At 69.8% G+C, this 19358-nt stretch carries 12 protein-coding genes and 4 tRNA genes; 6 read left to right on the forward strand and 10 right to left on the reverse strand.

The window, feature by feature from the left end; all coding sequences use genetic code 11:
• Positions 1-11: 11 nt before the first annotated feature.
• From OED52_RS07615 to OED52_RS07630, 4 genes are all read right to left on the reverse strand, one after another.
• Positions 12-386 (reverse strand): DUF3817 domain-containing protein, encoded by a 375-nt coding sequence (locus OED52_RS07615; protein ID WP_264154044.1) that lies wholly within the window; start codon positions 384-386, stop codon positions 12-14.
• Entirely contained in the window at positions 383-805 is a 423-nt protein-coding gene (locus OED52_RS07620) for a transcriptional regulator (protein WP_264154045.1), read from the reverse strand. Before OED52_RS07620 ends, OED52_RS07615 begins: the two co-directional genes overlap by 4 nt.
• Before the next feature lie 69 nt (positions 806-874).
• Positions 875-959: transfer RNA gene (locus tag OED52_RS07625), tRNA-Leu, on the reverse strand.
• Between the two features lie 28 nt (positions 960-987).
• Entirely contained in the window at positions 988-1680 is a 693-nt protein-coding gene (locus tag OED52_RS07630) for an HNH endonuclease signature motif containing protein (RefSeq protein ID WP_318841919.1), read from the reverse strand.
• A 736-nt stretch (positions 1681-2416) separates the two neighbouring features.
• Between OED52_RS07630 and OED52_RS07640 the strand changes: the two genes are divergently transcribed.
• Together OED52_RS07640 and acpS are read left to right on the forward strand one after the other, a co-directional pair.
• Complete coding sequence (locus tag OED52_RS07640; protein WP_264154047.1) at positions 2417-11707, forward strand: type I polyketide synthase; 9291 nt, start codon at positions 2417-2419, stop codon at positions 11705-11707.
• A gap of 23 nt (positions 11708-11730) precedes the next feature.
• Positions 11731-12129: a holo-ACP synthase AcpS gene (acpS, locus tag OED52_RS07645; RefSeq protein WP_264154048.1), complete on the forward strand. Its 399-nt coding sequence runs from the start codon at positions 11731-11733 to the stop codon at positions 12127-12129.
• A gap of 15 nt (positions 12130-12144) precedes the next feature.
• Here acpS and OED52_RS07650 read toward each other — a convergent pair whose 3' ends face one another.
• Positions 12145-12993, reverse strand: a complete 849-nt coding sequence (locus OED52_RS07650) for a TetR/AcrR family transcriptional regulator (RefSeq protein ID WP_413247729.1) — start codon at positions 12991-12993, stop codon at positions 12145-12147.
• Between the two features lie 186 nt (positions 12994-13179).
• Here OED52_RS07650 and OED52_RS07655 point away from each other — a divergent pair, with 186 nt between their 5' ends.
• Positions 13180-14553: a dipeptidase gene (locus OED52_RS07655; RefSeq protein ID WP_264154049.1), complete on the forward strand. Its 1374-nt coding sequence runs from the start codon at positions 13180-13182 to the stop codon at positions 14551-14553.
• 6 nt (positions 14554-14559) lie between these two features.
• Here OED52_RS07655 and bcp read toward each other — a convergent pair whose 3' ends face one another.
• Complete coding sequence (gene bcp / locus OED52_RS07660; RefSeq protein WP_264154050.1) at positions 14560-15033, reverse strand: thioredoxin-dependent thiol peroxidase; 474 nt, start codon at positions 15031-15033, stop codon at positions 14560-14562.
• Positions 15034-15126: 93 nt separating this feature from the next.
• Between bcp and OED52_RS07665 the strand changes: the two genes are divergently transcribed.
• On the forward strand, positions 15127-15351 hold the full coding sequence (locus OED52_RS07665) for a DUF3618 domain-containing protein (RefSeq protein ID WP_264154051.1): 225 nt from the start codon (positions 15127-15129) through the stop codon (positions 15349-15351).
• A 134-nt stretch (positions 15352-15485) separates the two neighbouring features.
• Here OED52_RS07665 and OED52_RS07670 read toward each other — a convergent pair.
• A tRNA-Lys gene (locus OED52_RS07670) sits at positions 15486-15558 on the reverse strand.
• Positions 15559-15654: 96 nt separating this feature from the next.
• Positions 15655-15727, reverse strand: a tRNA-Lys gene (locus tag OED52_RS07675).
• A 322-nt stretch (positions 15728-16049) separates the two neighbouring features.
• Between OED52_RS07675 and OED52_RS07680 the strand changes: the two genes are divergently transcribed.
• Positions 16050-17207, forward strand: coding sequence for a L,D-transpeptidase (locus OED52_RS07680; protein ID WP_264154052.1), 1158 nt, complete (start codon positions 16050-16052; stop codon positions 17205-17207).
• A gap of 34 nt (positions 17208-17241) precedes the next feature.
• Entirely contained in the window at positions 17242-18405 is a 1164-nt protein-coding gene (locus OED52_RS07685) for a lipase family protein (protein WP_264154053.1), read from the forward strand.
• Positions 18406-18529: 124 nt separating this feature from the next.
• Here OED52_RS07685 and OED52_RS07690 read toward each other — a convergent pair.
• Positions 18530-18602: transfer RNA gene (locus OED52_RS07690), tRNA-His, on the reverse strand.
• 87 nt (positions 18603-18689) lie between these two features.
• The gene (orn, locus tag OED52_RS07695) at positions 18690-19289 is read right to left on the reverse strand and encodes an oligoribonuclease (RefSeq protein ID WP_264154054.1); all 600 of its coding nucleotides are present in this window, start codon (positions 19287-19289) and stop codon (positions 18690-18692) included.
• Positions 19290-19358 lie beyond the last annotated feature (69 nt).

Below are 19358 nucleotides of genomic sequence, written 5' to 3' on the forward strand. Positions count from 1 at the left end.
GTGTGTCGAGATCAGACGCCGAAGTCCGTCTTCACCTGCTTGGTGCGGATGTGCTCGACGTAGAACGACAGGAACGGGATCGTGCCGGCGAGCAGCGTGCCGATCGTGCGGGGGAGCGGCCAGCGCACCTTGATCGACAGATCGAAGGTGAGCACCAGATAGACCGCGTACACCCAGCCGTGCACGATCGCGATCCACGACGGCACGTTCTCGACACCGATGACGTACTTGGCGATCATCTCGCCGGTGAGGACCAGCAGCCAGATACCGGTGGCGTAGGCGAGCACGCGGTAACGCAGCAGCGCCGAACGGATCTTCTTCCGGTCGGTGTCGCTGACGGCGCGCGGCGCGGCCTGGCCGGACGTCTGCTCTGGGGTCGTGCTCACTGAGCGCTCCTATCGGACCTGCGCGCCAGCTGCGCGAGGTATTCGTTGTACTCGTTGATCTGTCGCGCCTCGGGATCGGCGACGCTCGCGTCCTCGCTGCGTGCCTCCGCGATCGTGCGCGGCCGCGTCGGCAGGAGGTGTTCGGGGATCTCCGTGGGCTCCTCCGGCTCGGACGGCCGGGAGCCGCCGGTGCTCTCCGCCTCCTGCTCCTCGGCTTCGAGCTTCACGAAGCGCCGGTAGGCGTAGACGCAGAAGAAGGCGAACGCGGGCCACTGGAGTGCGTAACCGAGATTCTGGTAGGTGCCGCCCACGTCTTCGAATCGGGTCCACTGCCAGTACCCGAGGCCGAGGCATCCGGCCGCGGCGACCACTACGAGAACGACCAGGGCCAGCCGGCGGGGAGGGCGATACTCGGACACGTCCTCGACGGTACCCGAGCGGTGCCCCGACCTGCCAAGACCGATCGGGGCACCGTGGGTGAGGTCACGTGGTGCGCGAGGGGGGATTCGAACCCCCACGTCCGAAGACACGGGTACCTAAAACCCGGGCGTCTGCCAATTCCGCCACTCGCGCCAGACCTCAGCAGGATACGACACGGCTGTCATTCCCGGGCAATTCGGTGCCGTACGTTCCGGCCGGCCCAGGTGGGCGTCTGCGTGTGGCAGTTGGGGCAGAGGAAGCGGAGGTTCTCCGGACGGGAATCGTTCGGGTTCCCGTCGATGTGGTCGACATGGAGAGTGAGCGCGGACCCGCGCCACTGCGGTCCCGTTCCGCACCGTTCGCACTCGAGCGGGCGACCGTATTCGACCAGGGCCCGCCTGAGAATCCTGCCTTCCTTCCGCGGCGACCCGGCTGTGAGTGTGAGTACGTCGGACCAGTGCAACCGAGGACGTGCCGGACGTCCTCTCTGGTCCTCCTGGCCGCGGAAGTGCGACGTGTCGATCCCGAAGTGCTTGATCCGTCGGCTGATATGCGTGTGGGTACCCCCGACCTTCTTCGCGCCGAGATAGCGGAGCACGCCGGCGACGCTCACGGAGTTCGCGACCGCTTCTTCGAGCATCTCTTTCGTGTACTTGACCGATTTCCCCATCATTCCCTCGCTTCCGAAGGCATGCCGGATGTCGCGAGGCACGGTCCCGCAGGAGTGGTCGGTGCCCCGTCGCGGTGTCGTCCGCACCAGGTGGGTGTCTGGCTGTGGCAGTTGGGGCAGAGGAAGCGCAGGTTCTCGGGCCGGGAGTCGTACGGGTTGCCCTCGATGTGGTCGACATGGAGTACGAGTGGGGATCCGAGCCATTCCGGTCCTGTGCCGCACCCTTCGCACTCGTACGGCCGACCGAATTCGATCAGGGCGCGTCGGAGGATCTTGGTCTCCTTCCGACGTGTGCCGGTTTCGGCGATCGTGAGCACCTGTGACCAGTGCAGTCGATTCAGGGCGGCTCGTCCCTTCCGGTGGGCCGTGCCGCGGAAGTGGGACGTGTCGAGGCCGTAGAGTTCGATCCTGCCTCTGATATTCGCCTGCGTGCCTCCGGCCTGTTTCAGCCCCAGATGCCGCAGCACTCCCGCGATGCTGGTGGACCTCGCGACGGCCTCCTCGAGTATCTCCTTCGTGTACTTCACCCTTCTCCCCATCGTGCCCCCTATCGAATATTCGTTCGATTCGCCCGAAAGCTATCGCGGGGGTCCGACAGGTTCGGCAGTCGAATGCACGACGCGGGGTCGCGCGTCAACAGGTAACGATTCGGTAACGAAAAACGTGAGGCTTTCCTCGGGTTCGAGGATGTCCATGCATCGGCGCAGCCTGGGGTGATTCGAGTTACTCGCCAGTCGCTTTTCCGGAGGTGTGTGAGCGAAATCACTGGTAGAGGGGCTGCCCGGCAAAGTGCGCGAAACAAAACATGAGGAACCCCTCATGATTTTGTGCGAACCTTGGCGTGCCCGAAGAGCGGACCACTAGTCCAGCAGCACACCGGCGCGCAGCGCTGAAAGACCGATGCCTCGACGCCGGGGTGTTCAGGAGAGGAACCACACGCGTGACGATCGACGAGACCACACCAGGCGACAACGGACGGAACTCGAAGGCATCACGACGAACCGGTGAACGCACCGCGGCCGCTGCCCCGGCCCGCGCCCTGATCGACAAGCTTCTCGCCGGTGAGCCCTACGCACTCGCCTTCGGCGGTCAGGGTGCGCCCTGGCTCTCCTCGCTCGAGGAGCTCAGCCGCGACAACGGACTCGAGCCGGTGCTCACCGAGCTGGTCAACCGCGCCGCGAGCCACCTCGCTCCGGTCGCCGGCGACCTCGTCGTGGTCCGGCCCACGGGCTTCGATCCCGTCGCGTGGATCCTCGAAGCCGAACTCGCCGGTGAGGACGACGCGCCCGCGGGCCCGTCCGACACGGTCCTGACCTCCGCGGCCGTGTCGCTGCCCGGCGTCTTCCTCACCCAGGCTGCCGCACTGCGCGCGTTGTCCAACCAGGGCCTCGACGTCGAGACCGTGCCGCCGACCTCCGTCATCGGCCACTCGCAGGGTGTCCTCGCTGTGGAGTCCGTCGCTGCTGCCGGTCGCAAGGACGCCGAGATCCTCGCCATCGCCCAGCTCATCGGTGCCGCCGCGACCCTCATCGGTCGCCGCCGTGGCCTGATCTCGGGCGCCGGCAAATACCCGATGCTCGCCGTCTCCAACGTCGACCCCGAGCGCCTGCGCGCCATCGTTGCCGAGGTCTTCGAGGGCCAGGATCCCGAGCGCAGCGCCGTTCTCGCCATCCGCAACGCCCGCCGTCGCGTCGTGCTGTCCGGTCCGCCGGCGGCGCTCGAGCGCGTGCAGCAGCGCTGCGAGGAGATCTCCGCGGCCGAGACCCGCGAACGTGAAGCCAAGAAGCGCGGCGGCGCCGTGTTCTCCCCGGTCTTCGAGCCCGTCGTGGCCGAGGTCGGTTTCCATCACCCCGCCTTCGAGGACGCCGTCGAGCAGGTCGCCGACTGGGCCTCCCGCTGCGAGCTCGACGCCGAACTCGCCCGCAGCCTGGCGCACGCCATCCTCGTCGCCCCGATCGACTGGGTCGCGCAGGTCGACGAGGCCGTCGCCTCCGGTGCCGGGTGGATCCTCGACCTGGGCCCGGGTGAGCTGCTCACCCGCATGACCAGCTCGGGTCTGCGCGGCCAGGGCGTGGGCATCATCGCCGCCGCGACCCGCGGTGGCCAGCGCAATCTCCTCACCCCGGGCGCCGAGCCCGAGGTCCCGCGCGCGTGGTCCGAGTTCGCCCCGAAGCCGGTCGAACTGCCGGACGGCCGCATCGCCGTCGAGACCGCCTTCACGCGTCTGACGGGTCGCTCGCCGATCCTGCTCGCGGGCATGACCCCGACCACCGTCGACCCGAAGATCGTCGCCGCGGCCGCGAACGCCGGCCACTGGGCCGAGCTCGCCGGTGGCGGCCAGGTCACCGAGCAGATCTTCGCCGACCATGTCGCCGAGCTGACCGAGCTGCTCGAGCCGGGTCGCGCCGTCCAGTTCAACTCGATGTTCCTGGATCCCTACCTGTGGAAGCTGCACGTCGGTGGCAAGCGTCTGGTGCCCAAGGCCCGCGCGGCCGGTGCGCCCTTCGACGGTGTCGTCGTCACCGCCGGCATCCCGGAGCTCGAGGAGGCCGTGCAGATCATCGCCGACCTGCGTGAGGCCGGCATCGAGCACGTCGCCTTCAAGCCGGGCACGGTCGCGCAGATCCGTTCGGTGATCCGCATCGCCAACGAGGTCCCGGACTACCCGGTCATCGCCCACATCGAGGGTGGCCGCGCCGGTGGCCACCACTCCTGGGAGGACCTCGACGACCTGCTCCTCGAGACCTACGCCGAGCTGCGCACCCGCCCGAACCTGGTGCTGTGCGTCGGTGGCGGCATCGGCACGCCGGAGAAGGCTGCCGAGTACCTGACCGGCCGCTGGTCGACCGCCTACGGCTTCCCGGCCATGCCGCTCGACGGCATCCTGGTCGGCACCGCCGCCATGGCGACCCTCGAGGCCACCACGGCTCCCGAGGTCAAGCAGCTGCTCGCCGACACCCCCGGCACCTCCGAGTGGGTCGCCGCCGGCACCGCGACCGGCGGTATGGCCTCCGGCCGCAGCCAGCTCGGCGCCGACATCCACGAGATCGACAACGCCGCGTCCCGCACCGGCCGGCTGCTCGACGAGGTCGCCGGTGACGCCGATGCCGTCGCCGCCCGCCGCGACGAGATCATCGAGGCCCTGAACCGCACGGCGAAGCCGTACTTCGGCGACCTCGACTCCATGACCTACCTGGAGTGGCTCGAGCGCTACCTCGAGCTGACCGTCGGCCCGGACACCGCCGCCGAGTTCGACTGCGGCACCGACCTGTCGGACGTCCTGGCCGAGGCCCACACCAGCCCGTGGCTGGACGTGTCGTGGCGTGAGCGTTTCCGCGAGATGCTGCAGCGCGCCGAGGCCCGCCTGCACCCCGTGTGCAAGGGCCCGATCCCGACGCTGTTCGCCGAGGACGCCGTGCTCGAGCGTCCCCACGCCGCCATCAAGTCGCTGCTCGCGCAGTACCCGGACGCCGGCGAGGTCGTGCTGCACCCGGCCGACGTGCCGTTCTTCGTGTCGCTGTGCAAATCGCCGGGCAAGCCGGTGAACTTCGTGCCGGTCGTCGACCAGGACGTGCGCCGCTGGTGGCGTTCGGACTCGCTGTGGCAGGCCCACGACCCGCGTTACTCCGCCGACCAGGTGTGCATCATCCCGGGCACCGTCGCCGTCGCGGGCATCACCCGCGTCGACGAGCCGGTCGGTGAGCTGCTCGACCGCTTCGAGAAGGCCGCCGCCGACGAACTCGTCGCCGAGGGCGCCGAGCCGGTCAAGCTCGTCGCCCGCCGTCACCGCGACATCGCGCCGGGCATCCTCGACGCCGTGCTGTCCTCGCCGGACGTCTCCTGGGCCGGTCGCCAGACCCGCAACCCCGTCCACCGCCTCGGTGATCTCGACGAGTGGACGGTCGAGTCGGAGACCGCCGCCTCGCACGCCCCGACGGGTGCGACCCTCACGGTCCTCGACGACGAGCACGTCGGCCTGCGCGTGCCGCTGGTCCAGGACAAGGCCGTCGAGATCCGCCTGACCGTGCCCGCCTCGGTGGTCTCCGGCGGTGCACCGGTCGTCACCGCGGCCGACGCCGACGCGTCGATGTCGGCCCTGCTCGGTGTCGCCGCCGGCCAGGAGCTGCCGGAGGTGAAGAAGGGCGCCGCCCGCATCACCCTGGGCTGGCTGCCGGAGAAGATCGCCGACCACGCCGGTGTCACCGGTTCGGGTCTGCCGGAGACCCTGACGCCGAGCGGCAACGGTGTGCCGGACGTCCTCGTGGGTGCCTGCTGGCCGGCCGTGTTCGCGGTGCTCGGCGCCGCCCGCACCGAGGCCGACCAGTCGGTCATCGAGGGCATGCTCGACCTGGTCCACCTCGACCACGCGATCGACGTGAAGAACGGCCTGCCCACCGAGCCCGCCTTCCTGGGTGTCAAGGCCGAGGTCACCGGTGTCTCCGACACCGACCTGGGGCGTGTCGTCGAGGTCGACGTGATCATCACCGCCGACAGCGGTGACGGTTCCGGCGACCGGGTCGTCGCCACCCTCGCCGAGCGTTTCGCGATCCGCGGCCGCACCGGCACCGCCGAGCTCGCCGATCCGGTCCGCGCCGGGGGTGCGCTGAGCGAGTCGGTCACCGACACGCCGCGCCGCCGTCGCCGCGACGCCGTGATCGTCGCCCCGACCGACATGAGCGCCTTCGCGAAGGTCTCGGGCGACCACAACCCCATCCACACCTCCGACAACGCGGCGCTGCTCGCGGGTCTCGGCAGCCCGATCGTCCACGGCATGTGGCTGTCGGCCGCCGCCCAGCAGGTCGTCACGGCGATCGAGCAGGACGCCAAGCTTCCGCCGCGTCGCCTGACCGCGTGGACCACCCGCTTCCTGGGCATGGTCCGTCCGGGCGCGAAGATCGACGTGCGGGTCGACCGCATCGCCACCGACCGTGGCGCCGAGGTCGTCGAGGTGGGCTGCCGCGTCGACGGCGACCTGGTGATGGTCGCGACCGGCCGCATCGCCGCCCCCAAGACCGTCTACGCCTTCCCGGGCCAGGGCATCCAGCGTCCGGGCATGGGTCTCGACGCGCGGGCCCGTTCGAAGGCCGCCCGCGAGATCTGGGAGCGCGCCGACAAGCACACCCGCGAGGCCCTCGGCTTCTCGATCCTCGCCGTGGTGCGGGACAACCCGACGGAGATCAAGGCCCGCGGCGTCACCCACAAGCACCCCGACGGTGTGCTGCACCTGACGCAGTTCACGCAGGTCGCGATGGCGACCCTCGGTGTCGCGCAGATCGCCGAGCTGAAGGAGGCCGGCGCGTTCGTCGAAGACGCCTACCTGGCCGGTCACTCGGTCGGTGAGTACAACGCCCTCGCCGCTGTCGCCGGTGTGCTGCCGCTCGAGGCCGTCCTCGAGGTGGTCTTCCAGCGCGGCTCCGCGATGCACGCCCTGGTGCCGCGCGACGCGCAGGGCCGCTCGAACTACCGCATGGCCGCGATCCGGCCGTCGCAGTTCGGTGTCGCCGACGAGGACCTGCAGGCCTTCGTCGCCGGTGTCGCCGAGGAGACCGGTGAGTTCCTCGAGATCGTGAACCTGAACCTGCGCGGTTCGCAGTACGCGATCGCCGGTACGGTCGCCGGCCTCGAGGCCCTCCAGACCGTGATCGAGCGCAAGGTCGCCGAGTTCGGTGGCAAGCGCGCGTTCATCCTGGTGCCGGGCATCGACGTGCCGTTCCACTCGACCGTGCTGCGTGGCGGTGTCGACGACTTCCGTGAGCGGCTGCTCGCCCTGCTGCCGCAGGAGATCGACCCGAACACCCTCATCGGCCGGTACATCCCGAATCTGGTGCCCAAGCCGTTCGACCTGGGCCGCGAGTTCGTCCAGGAGATCGCCGACCTGGTGCCGTCGCAGCCGCTCGCCGATGTCCTCGCGGACTTCGACAGCTGGTCGGCCAAGCCGGTCGAGCTGACCCGCGTGGTGCTCGCCGAACTGCTGGCCTGGCAGTTCGCGTCGCCGGTGCGCTGGATCGAGACGCAGGACCTGCTGTTCGCCCCCGAGGAGGACGGTGGTCTCGGTGTCGAGCGGTTCGTCGAGGTCGGCCTCGGTGCCGCTCCGACGGTCGCGAACCTCGCGTCGCAGACCCTGAAGTTGCCCGGCCGCTTCGGCCACCCGGTCGAGGTGCTCAACATCGAGCGCGAGGCGTCGATCGTCTACTCGACCGATACCGATCCGGCGCCGGTCGAGGACGACGAGCCGGCCGCCCCGGCCGCCGAGGCCCCCGCGGCTGCCGCTCCGGCTCCTGCCGCCGCTCCCGCGGCCCCCGCGGCTCCGGCCGGTGGACCGACCCCGGACGACATCGCGTTCAAGGCCGCCGACGCCACCAAGGTGCTCATCGCCCTGTGGACGAAGCTGCGCCCGGATCAGATCGGCCCGGCCGACACGATCGAGGCGCTGTGCGACGGTGTGTCCTCGCGCCGCAACCAGCTGCTCGTCGACCTCGGTTCCGAGCTGTCGCTCGGTGCGATCGACGGTGCCGCCGACGCCGACATGGGTGCCCTCGCCGGCACCGTGGACCGGCTGGCCCGCACCTACCGCCCGTTCGGCCCGGTGCTGTCCGACTCCATCAACGACCACCTGCGCAAGGTGTTCGGCCCGTCCGGCAAGCGTCCCGCCTACGTCGCCGAGCGCGTCACCAAGGTGTGGGGTCTGGGCGAGGGCTGGGCGTCGCACGTCACCGCCGAGGTCGCGCTCGGCAGCCGCGACGGCTCGTCCGTCCGCGGTGGTGATCTGGGTGGCCTGACCGACGGTGCCCTCTCGGATGCCGCCTCGGTCGACAAGCTGATCGACGCCGCCGTGCAGTCGGTTGCCTCGCGCCGCGGGATCGCCGTGTCGATGCCCTCCGCCGGTGGTGGCGGGGGCGCGACGGTCGACGCCGCTGCCCTCGGCGAGTTCGCCGAGCAGATCACCGGTCGCGACGGTGTGCTCGCCAACGCCGCACGCCTCGTGCTCGAGCAGCTCGGCCACACCGAGAAGGTCTCCGATCTGGCCGACAAGGCCGACGACGAGCTCGTCGACCTGGTCTCGGCGGAGCTCGGCTCCGACTGGCCGCGTCTGGTCGCGCCGGCCTTCGACGCCCGCAAGGCCGTCCTGATCGACGACCGCTGGGCCACCGCCCGCGAGGATCTGGCCCGCCTGTGGCTCGATCCCGAGTTCGCCGCGGTCACGCGCTTCACCGGCGCCGGCCGCACCGTCGCCGCACACGCCCGCTTCTGGGCCGCCAAGGCCACCGAGGCCGGTCGCACGGAACTCGCTGCCACCTACGCGGCGATCGCCGAGGCCGCGGTCGACACCGCGGGTGCCGAGTACGCGGACGAGGTCGCCGTGGTCACCGGCGCCAGCAAGGGCGGTATCGCCGCCGCGGTCGCCGCGAAACTGCTCGGTGGCGGCGCCACGGTCGTGGTCACCACGTCCTCGCTGAACGAGGGCCGGCTGGGCTTCTACAAGGAGCTCTACGCCCGCAACGCCCGCGCCGGTGCGGCCCTGTGGGTGGTGCCCGCGAACATGGCGTCCTACAGCGACGTCGACGCCCTGATCGAGTGGATCGGCACAGAGACCGTCGAGGTCGCCGGTGGTTCGAAGAAGCTCATCAAGGACGCGCTCACCCCGACGCTGCTGTTCCCGTTCGCCGCGCCGCGCGTGGCCGGTTCGCTCGCCGACGCCGGTGCCCGCGCCGAGATGGAGATGCGGGTGCTGCTGTGGTCGGTCGAGAGGCTGATCGCCGGTCTGGCGGAGATCGGGTACGACCGTGATGTCGACACCCACCTACACGTGGTGCTGCCCGGTTCGCCGAACCGCGGCAAGTTCGGTGGCGACGGTGCCTACGGCGAGTCGAAGGCCGCGCTGGACGCGATCGTCAACCGCTGGAGCGCCGAGCGCACCTGGGCCGAGCGCGTCACCCTCGCCCACGCACTCATCGGCTGGGTGCGCGGCACGGGCCTGATGGGCGGCAACGACCCGCTGGTCGAGGCCGTCGAGGCCGCCGGTGTCCGCACCTGGTCCACGCAGGAGATGGCCGACGAGCTGCTGAAGCTGGTCGGACCGGAGTCCAGGCGTCTGGCCGCCGACACCCCGCTCGTCGCGGACCTGACCGGTGGACTGTCCGAGGTGGACGTCGACCTGCCGGGCCTGGCGAAGCAGGCGCAGGAGGCCGCCGACGCCGCCGCGGAGGAGACCGAGGACGACGCCGCCACCATCGCGGCGCTGCCCGAGGCGCCGCGGGTCGACGCGCTGCCGACCCCGGAGTGGGGCACGGTCACCGCGGACCTGTCGGACATGGTCGTCATCGTCGGTGCCGGCGAGCTCGGCCCCTACGGTTCGGCGCGCACCCGCTTCGAGATGGAGGTCGACGAGGAACTGTCGGCCGCCGGTGTCCTCGAGCTGGCCTGGGTCACGGGCCTGATCGGCTGGGAGAACGACCCGAAGCCGGGCTTCTACGACACCGAGACCGGTGAGTTCGTGCCCGAGTCGGAGATCGCCGACCGCTACCACGACGCGGTGGTCGAGCGCTGCGGCATCCGCCGCTACGCCGACGACGGCGCCATGATCGACAACGCCGCGCCGCTGCTGACCTCGGTGTTCCTCGACAAGGACCTGTCCTTCGTCGTCGGTTCCGAGGCCGAGGCCCGCGCGTTCGTCGATGCCGACCCGGAGAACACCGTCGCGTCCGTCGACCCCGAGTCGGGGGACTGGACGGTCACCCGCAAGGCCGGCACCGAGATCCGCGTGCCGCGCAAGATGAAGCTGTCCCGCACGGTTGGTGGCCAGATCCCCACCGGTTTCGACGTCACCAAGTGGGGCATCCCCGCGGACATGGCCGAGTCGGTGGACCGGGTGGGCCTGTGGAACATCGTCACCACGGTCGACGCGTTCCTCACCAGCGGCTTCACCCCGTCGGAGCTGCTGCGCTGGGTGCACCCGTCGATGGTCGCCAACACGCAGGGCACCGGCATGGGCGGCATGTCCTCGATGCGGTCGCTGTACATCGACACGCTGCTCGGCGAGTCGCGGGCGAACGACATCCTGCAGGAGGCCCTGCCGAACGTCATCGCCGCGCACGTCGTCCAGTCGTATGTCGGTGGCTACGGTGCGATGGTGCACCCGGTCGCGGCGTGCGCCACGGCTGCGGTGTCCGTCGAGGAGGGCGTCGACAAGATCAAGCTCGGCAAGGCCGACCTGGTCGTCGCCGGTGGCTTCGACGATCTCGGTATCGAGGGCATCGTGGGCTTCGGTGACATGTCCGCGACCGCCAAGTCGGACGACATGCTGGCCAAGGGCATCAGCGAGCGTCGCTTCTCCCGCGCCAACGACCGTCGTCGCGGCGGGTTCGTCGAGTCGGCCGGTGGCGGCACTGTGCTGCTGGCCCGCGGCGACGTGGCCCTCGAGATGGGTCTGCCGGTCCTCGGCGTGGTCGCCTGGGCGGGATCCTTCGCCGACGGTGTCCACACCTCCATCCCGGCGCCCGGCATCGGTGCGCTCGGTGCGGGTCGCGGCGGTCGCGAGTCGGGTCTGGCGAAGGAGCTGCGCAAGCTCGGCGTCACGGCCGACGACATCGCGGTGATCTCCAAGCACGACACCTCGACCGCGGCGAACGACCCGAACGAGGCGGAGCTGCACGAGCGGCTGGCCGGCGCGCTGGGCCGCAGCGAGGGCAACCCGCTGTTCGTGATCTCCCAGAAGTCGCTGACCGGTCACGCCAAGGGCGGCGCGGCGGCCTTCCAGCTGATCGGCCTGTGCCAGGTCCTGGCGAACGGCGTCGTCCCGCCGAACCGCAGCCTCGACTGCGTCGACGACAAGATGGCGCAGTTCGAGCACCTGGTGTGGGCGCGCACCCCGATCCGCTTCGGCGAGCGGTTTCCGCTCAAGGCGGGCCTGCTGACCAGCCTCGGCTTCGGCCACGTGTCGGGCCTGATCGCGGTGGTCCACTCGCAGGCGTTCGTCGAGGCCATCCCGGCGGAGCGGCGTGAGGCGTACCTGAAGAAGGCGGCCGAGCGCACTGTCGCCGGCAAGCGTCGCCTGCTCGACGCGATGACCGGTGGTGCCTCGCTGTACCAGCGGCCCGCGGATCGCCGCCTCGGCGGCGACGGGGTTCCGGCCTCGGCCTCGCGTCAGCTCGAAGCGGACGTGTTGCTCTCGCCGGAGGCCCGCCTGGGCGACGACGAGGTGTACCGCTCGGGTCTGCCCGGCTGCAAGTAGCCACGAGCAGGACGGATACCGGAATGGGAGTTGCGGGTGTCGGGTTCGACCTCGTATCGGTGCCGGAGTTCGCGGAACAGCTGAGTCGTCCGGGTACGACGATGCTGGCGAACTTCACACCGGGTGAACGTCGCGACGCGAACACCCGCAGCTCCGATCCGGCCCGTCACTTCGCGGCCCGGTGGGCGGCGAAGGAGGCGGTGATCAAGGCGTGGTCGGCGTCGCTGTTCGGCAGCCCGCCGGTCCTGCCGGAGACCATCCACCAGCAGATCGAGGTGGTCTCGGATGCGTGGGGTCGCCCGAGCATCCGGCTGCACCGCGAGGTTGCCGAGAAGCTCGCGGGGATGCGGATCCACGTGTCGCTGACCCATGACGGCGACATGGCCGGCGCGTTCGTCGTCCTCGACGAACCGGACGCGTGAGGCGATAAGGAACGGCTATCGGGCCGAGGGGGCGGACGTCTCCTCGGCCCGATCCGTGTCCGCGTCGGGTTCCTCGGGGGCGGACTGCTCCTGCCCGTCCGTCTCCGGTTCGCCCTTCTCCAGTTCCGCCCGCTTGCGTTCGGACTCCTCACGTCGCTTGCGGCGCTTGGCCTGCGCACGTGAATCCTGCTCGGCGACCTGCAGGTAGGCGACCATGATCCGCTTGAGTTCGAACACCGCGTCGGCGTGGGTCTGGTCGTCCTGGACCGAGAAGTTCAGCATCGAGTACACGATGTGCACGAGCACCTCTGCCATGAGCTTGCGTCGCGCCCGCGGGGTGTCCGGGGTGAGCGGGGCGAGCATCCGCGCGACCCGCTCGGCGAACTCGCGTTCGTGGATGGCGCCGGTGGCCCGCGTCGACGGGGTGGACTGCATCGCCAGCCACACCTCGCGGCGGGACGGATCGGTGGTCCACAGACCGGCCAGGTGGTCGACGAAGTTGTTGAGGAAGCGCAACCAGTCGACGGACGGGATCTTGCCGTTGAACTGGGCGAGTTCGTCCTGCACACCCACCAGATCCTGCCGGTTGAGTTCGCACACGATCACGTACTTGTTGGCGAAGAACTGGTAGAGCGTGCCGATCGGGACGTCGGCGCGCGCCGCGACCTCCTCGCAGGTGAACGACTCGAACCCGACTTCGGTGAGCAGTTCCCGCGAGGCGGCCAGCAGCGCGTCGAACTTGCGGCGACTGCGTTCCTGGGTGGGCCGTCGGCGCGGCACGAGCTCCTGAGGCTCGGACTGGACCTCGAGTGCCGGATCGATCCGGCGGCGCGGGGCGCGACGGCCGTTCGTTGCTGACTCCACGCGCTCAGGCTAGCCGTAGGGGGTGCCTTTACCGAACACTTGCTGTTAGTCAGAGTGTCAGAAATGCCGGATGTGACACGTCTTGCATCACCGGAACCGCTGATCGGGACCCGTGGCGTCCCGATCCGTCCGTCCGGCCCGGTCCTAGGATGACGGGCAGGCACAGGGCACGACGGACGGAGAGCAATGAACAGCGTGGACACCGCCATCCGGGACCGACTCCGCGACCGGATCCGCGCCGCGATGCCGGCGGCGCGCACCGATCTCGCCACCCTCGTGGCCTTCCGATCCGTCGCCGATCCCCGGAAGTTCCCCGCAGAGGAGTGCGTCGCCGCCGCCCACTGGGTGCAGGACGCCTTCCGGGACGCCGGGATCGCGCACGTCGAGACGATCGGGACGTCCGACGGTTCCCTCGCCGTGATCGGCCACAGCCCCGCCCCGGCGGGTGCACCCACCGTCCTGCTCTACAGCCACTACGACGTCCAGCCCCCGGGCGACGAATCATTGTGGCTCAGCCCGCCGTTCACCCTCACCGACCGGGACGGCCGCTGGTACGGGCGCGGCGCCGCCGACTGCAAGGGCAACATCGTCATGCACCTGCTGGCCCTGCGCGCGCTGCACCAGGACGGCCCGCTGCCCGTCGGTGTCCGCATCGTCGTCGAGGGCTCCGAGGAGATGGGCGGCGCCGGCCTCGACCGTCTGGTCGCCGAGCGCCCCGAACTGTTCGACGCCGACCTCATCGTCATCGGCGACTCCGGCAACGCCGAGGTCGGGCAGCCCACGCTCACCACCACCCTGCGCGGCATCGCCAACGTCGACGTCCACATCGAGACGCTGAAGGGCGAGATCCACTCCGGGATGTACGGGGGAGCGGCACCGGACGCGCTCGCCGCCCTGATCCACCTGCTCGGCACCCTGCGAGACGAGCACGGCAACACCGTCGTCGACGGCCTGGACTGCACTGCCACCTGGGCCGGCGTGCCCTATCCGGAGGAGCGGTTCCGCGCCGACGCCGGGGTGCTCGACGGGGTGACCCTGCCGACCTCCGGCACCGTCGCCGACGCGGTGTGGGCGCGACCCACCCTGACCGTCCTCGGTATCGACGCCCCGCCGGTCGAAGGGGCAGTGGCCGCGATCGTGCCCCGCGCCTCGGCACGTCTGAACCTGCGGGTGCCGCCCGGCATCGACGCGAGGACCGCGCAGGACGCGCTCGTCGCCCACCTCGAGGCCCACGTGCCGTGGGGAGCGCACCTGCGTATCGACCGTGACGTCCTCGGCGAGCCGTTCCGGGCACGGACGGACGGCCCCGGCTACGCGGCGCTGCGCGCGGCGCTCGAGGCCGCCTACGGCCGGGCGGTCGGGACCGCCGGGCAGGGCGGCTCGATCCCGTTGTGCACTGCGCTGCAACGCGCCGTGCCGCGGGCCGAGATCGCCCTGATCGGCGTCGAGGAACCCCGCTGCGTCATCCACGCCCCGAACGAGAGCGTCGACCCGTCCGAGATCGAGAACCTCGCGGTCGCCGAGGCACTGCTGCTGTCCACCCTCGGTGGGTGCGGCTGAGGGAGGTCAGATCGACAGGTCGCGGCGTAGCTTGGCGACGTGCCCGGTCGCGCGGACGTTGTACTGCGCGACCTCGATCTTCCCTTCCTCGTCGACGAGGAAGGTCGAGCGGATGACACCGGTGACGGTCTTGCCGTACATCTTCTTCTCGCCGAACGCGCCCCAGGCCGCCAGCGTGGTCTTGTCCGGGTCGGACAGCAACGGGAAGTTCAGCTGCTCGGCGTCGCGGAACTTCGCGAGCTTGGCCGGCTTGTCGGGGGAGATGCCGATCACGGCGAGACCGGCCTCGTTCAGCTCGGCGAGGCTGTCGCGGAAGTCGCAGGCCTGCTTGGTGCAACCCGGTGTGCTCGCGGCCGGGTAGAAGTACACGATCACCTTGCGTCCGCGGTAGTCGGACAGCGACACCTCGTTGCCGTCGGCGTCGGGCAGGGTGAAGTCGGGGGCGGGGTCTCCGGGCGCGAGTCTGTTGTTCTCCGTCATGGTGGCGAGACTAGTGGACCGTCCGTCCGTTTCCGGCGCGCGTCCATTACCGTGGTCGCAGCACACTTGCAGCGACCTTCTGGAGGATCACACGTGGGTAGGGATACCGAGGACATCGAGCGGGAGATCGAACGGGCCCGCAACCAGCTCGCGGCCACGCTCGACGAACTGAGCCTCCGCGCCAACCCGAAGAACCTGGTGGCCAACACGAAGCAGACCCTGCTCGCGAAGGTCGATCAGCCGCAGGTGAAGAAGTACGCGCTCATCGCCGTGGGTTCGATCGTCGGGCTGCTGGTGCTGCGCCGCGTCCTGCGCTGATCCGGTCCCGGATCCGAGGCCCTCGCATCCACCGGGTGCGGGGGCCTTCGTGTCGCGGTGGTCGCCTCGCGGGGTGCCGCAGGGGAGAGGAACGACGAAGGCCGGGCACCCGTGGGTGCCCGGCCTTCGTGTTGTGCGCCATCAGGGACTCGAACCCCGAACCCGCTGATTAAGAGTCAGCTGCTCTGCCAATTGAGCTAATGGCGCTGGACGGTGTGTTCCCGAGCCGTCGCCCGGGTCACGACGAGATGCCGCGTCTCGCCGAAGCGAAAGCCGGACACCAGGTGCCCGGCCTTCGTGTTGTGCGCCATCAGGGACTCGAACCCCGAACCCGCTGATTAAGAGTCAGCTGCTCTGCCAATTGAGCTAATGGCGCTTGACGATCCGTTCCCGGGGCGTCCCGGCAACGACAAGAACATTACACACCGTCCCCACGGCACACCAAATCAGCTGGTCAGATTCGGTTTCCCGGCGCCGGGGCGTAACGGATCGGTCACCCGGAGCGATTCGGTATTCGAACGTTATCGACGTTCGGGTACGTCGCGCGGGGGGAGCTGCGCAACGGCTGGCATGATGGTGAATACGTGTTGTGACGTGCAAGTTCAGTGCCTTCGGGGGAGGCGTGATCGGAGAGAATGGCAGTGACCGGAGCAAGTGAGATGCGTCCTCGGAGCCGTCGGGCCCGAGGGCTTCTCGGGATGATCGTCATCGGTGTCGTGGCGTTCGTCACCGGATGTACGGGCGCGTCGGGTACGGGTGCCGACGAGGTGCCCATCGATTCGAACCCCGTGGCCGCACTCATCAAGCCGACCGTGTCGTCGAGCGTGTCCGACGGATCCGTGGGCTTCTCGCCGATCGACCCGGTCACGGTCTCGGTGGTCAACGGCAAGCTCGACTCGGTGACCCTGCTCAACCCGGCGGGCGAGCCCGTGGCGGGAGAACTCTCGCCCGATGGCCTCACCTGGGCGAACACCGAACCTCTCGGATACAACCGCAGCTACACCCTGGAGACCGTCGCCTACGGTCTCGGCGGCGCGACCACCTCGGTGGCGTCGTTCACGACCTCGTCGCCGGCGAACCTCACCCAGCCCTACGTGCTGCCCGGTGAGGGCTCGGTCGTCGGCATCGGCCAGCCGGTGGCCGTGCAGTTCGACGAGAACATCCCGGACCGCCTCGCGGCGGAGCAGGCGATCACCGTCACCACGAACCCGCCGGTCGAGGGTGCCTTCTACTGGGTGAGCAACCGCGAGGTGCGGTGGCGGCCCGAGAACTACTGGGCGCCGGGCACCACGGTGAACGTCGAGGTGAAGGTCTACGGCAAGGACCTCGGTGAAGGACTCTTCGGCCAGGCGGACGTGACGTCCTCGTTCACCATCGGCGACGCCGTGATCATCACCGCCGACGACAACACCAAGCAGGTCACCGTCAACCGCAACGGTGTGGACGTGATGACCATGCCGACGTCCTTCGGCAAGGACTCCTCGCCCACCCCCAACGGCGTCTACATCATCGGCGACCGCTTCGCGAACATGATCATGGACTCGTCGACCTACGGTGTGCCCGCGGATTCTCCGCAGGGTTACCGCACCCCGGTCGACTGGGCGGTGCGCATGTCCTACAGCGGCATCTTCTTCCACTCCGCGCCGTGGTCGATCGGCGACCAGGGTGTCCGCAACGTCAGCCACGGCTGCCTGAACCTGAGCCCGGCCAACGCGAAGTGGATCTACGACAACACCAAGCGCGGCGATATCGTCATCGTCCGCAACACGGTCGGTGGCACCCTGCCGGGCACGGAGGGTCTGGGCGACTGGAACATCCCGTGGTCGACGTGGAAGGCGGGCAACGCCGCAGCTTGACGGGAGGCCCCGACGGGGCGCCGAGGAGGACGCGATGACCGTGTGGACACGACGGTGGCGGCTCCGATCCTGCAGCGCGGTTCTCCCCGCCCTCCTCGTGCCCGCCGTCCTCCTCCTGCCAGGCACCGCCGCGGCCGACCCCGTCCCCCGAGGGGCGGGAACGGCCGGGACGGTGATCGCGGTCCGGGACCTCCCCGCTCACCTGTGGATTCCCGGCGCTGCCGAGGCCCACAGGATCGAATACCGCACCGAGTGGCGCTCGGGGGAATCCACCCCCGCCACCGGTGCGGTTTTTCTTCCCCCGGGTCCACCGCCGGAGGGTGGCTGGCCCGTCGTGGCGTGGGGGCACGGCACCACCGGCATGGGCGACGACTGCGCCCACACCACCGCCTTCCCGCGCGGCGTGCGCGAGAACGCTTATCTCGGTCATTGGCTCGACGCCGGCTACGCCCTCGTCGCCGCGGACTATCCGGGGCTGGGCTCCGAGGGCCTGCACCGCTATCTGGACGGGCCGAGCGCCGCCAACAGCATCGTCGACCTCGTGCGGGCCGCTCACACCACCGGAGCGCCGCTGTCGGACCGGTGGGTGGTGCTGGGTCAGTCGCAGGGCGGGCACGCCGCCCTGCACACCGGCGCGGTGGCCACACGCCGCGCCCCCGAACTCGACTTCCGCGGCACGGTCGCGACCGGCGCTCCCGCCAATCTGGAGAAGGCCTATCTCATCGGGATACCGGACTTCCCGGATCTCGGTCTGCAGGGCCTGGTGAGCTTCAGCAGCTACATCTTCGCGGCCCTGCGCGAGGCCTATCCGGACGCCGACGTCGACTCGTATCTCACCCCGGTCGGCCGCGAGATCGTCGACCGCGCGGAGGAGATGTGCCTGCTCGAGCTCGAGGAGTCGGTGCGCGGCGTGAAGGCGGGGGAGGTGCTTGCCCGTCCGCTCTCGCAGCCTCCCCTCCCCGCACTGCTGCAGGACTACCTGTCCGTCCCCGTCACCGGCTACGACCGGCCGGTCCTGCTCGCGCACGGCGTGAAGGACGCGGTGGTCCCGCTGCCGCTGTCCGCGGCCCACGCTGCCGAGATGCGCGCGGCGGGCGCGGACGTCGACTACCGCGTCTACGACGGCGGTCACGGCTCGACGATGGAACTGTCGCTGCCCGACGTGGAGGCGTTCATCGCCCGGGTCCTCGCCGACTGACCGGGCTCGCCCGCCGAACCGATCCTCGCCCGCGCTGCAGCAGCGGCGAACCTCGTTCCGCCGCGCGAAGTGGGAGCGAAACGGAAGAACCCCGACCGGTATCCCGGTCGGGGTTCTTCCTCGGGGTGAGTGACGGGACTCGAACCCGCGACAGCCAGGATCACAACCTGGTGCTCTACCAACTGAACTACACTCACCATCGCAATCGCTCCGCAACCCGGGGGCTGCTTGCGCCTGCGGTAGGAATATTAGCCTGACGAAGACGAAAAAGACGAATCGCCTGGTCAGGCGGGTCCCAGGTCCTTCACGGCCGCGGTGATCTCGGCCGGCGACGGTCCCGGAGGAGCCACGAACGCGGTGCGCCGGTAGTAGCGCAGCTCCCGGATCGACTCCCTGATGTCGGCCAGCGCCCGGTGCGACAGCCCCTTCTCCGGCTGACCGAAGTAGATGCGCGGGTACCAGCGACGGCACAGCTCCTTGATGGAGCTGACGTCCACCATGCGGTAGTGCAGGTAGTTGTCGAGCTCGGGCATGTCGCGGGCGATGAACCCGCGGTCCGTGGCGATGGAGTTGCCCGCCAGCGGAGCCGTACCGGCCTCGGGGACGTGTTCGCGGATATAGGCGAGGACCTGCTTCTCCGCTTCGGCGATGCTCACCGTCGAGCGCCGCACCTCCTCGGTGAGCCCGGACCGCTCGTGCATCTGCTGCACGACCTCCGGCATGTCGGCGAGCGCATCGTCGTCCGCGTGGATGACGATGTCCACGCCGTCGCCGAGCACGTTGAGATCACTGTCGGTGACCAGAGCCGCGATCTCGATCAGTTTGTCGCTGCCGAGACGCAGCCCCGTCATCTCACAGTCGATCCATACGAGTTTGTCCTGCACGACAGACAGACTAGTCACCGGGGCCGACCCGGGGAGGCGCGGCGTCGCCGGTGGGGGGTGAAATCGTGC

Origin of the sequence: Rhodococcus sp. Z13 (assembly GCF_025837095.1) — a bacterium.
GTDB classification, from domain to species: domain Bacteria; phylum Actinomycetota; class Actinomycetes; order Mycobacteriales; family Mycobacteriaceae; genus Rhodococcus; species Rhodococcus sacchari.

Bases quoted from the DNA above. Each gene is read 5' to 3' on its own strand.
- OED52_RS07630 (WP_318841919.1), bottom strand. From the start codon at position 1,680: ATGGCTCGGATCCCCACTCGTACTCCATGTCGACCACATCGAGGGCAA.
- acpS (WP_264154048.1), top strand. From the start codon at position 11,731: ATGGGAGTTGCGGGTGTCGGGTTCGACCTCGTATCGGTGCCGGAGTTC.
- OED52_RS07655 (WP_264154049.1), top strand. From the start codon at position 13,180: ATGAACAGCGTGGACACCGCCATCCGGGACCGACTCCGCGACCGGATC.
- bcp (WP_264154050.1), bottom strand. From the start codon at position 15,033: ATGACGGAGAACAACAGACTCGCGCCCGGAGACCCCGCCCCCGACTTC.
- OED52_RS07680 (WP_264154052.1), top strand. From the start codon at position 16,050: ATGATCGTCATCGGTGTCGTGGCGTTCGTCACCGGATGTACGGGCGCG.
- OED52_RS07685 (WP_264154053.1), top strand. From the start codon at position 17,242: ATGACCGTGTGGACACGACGGTGGCGGCTCCGATCCTGCAGCGCGGTT.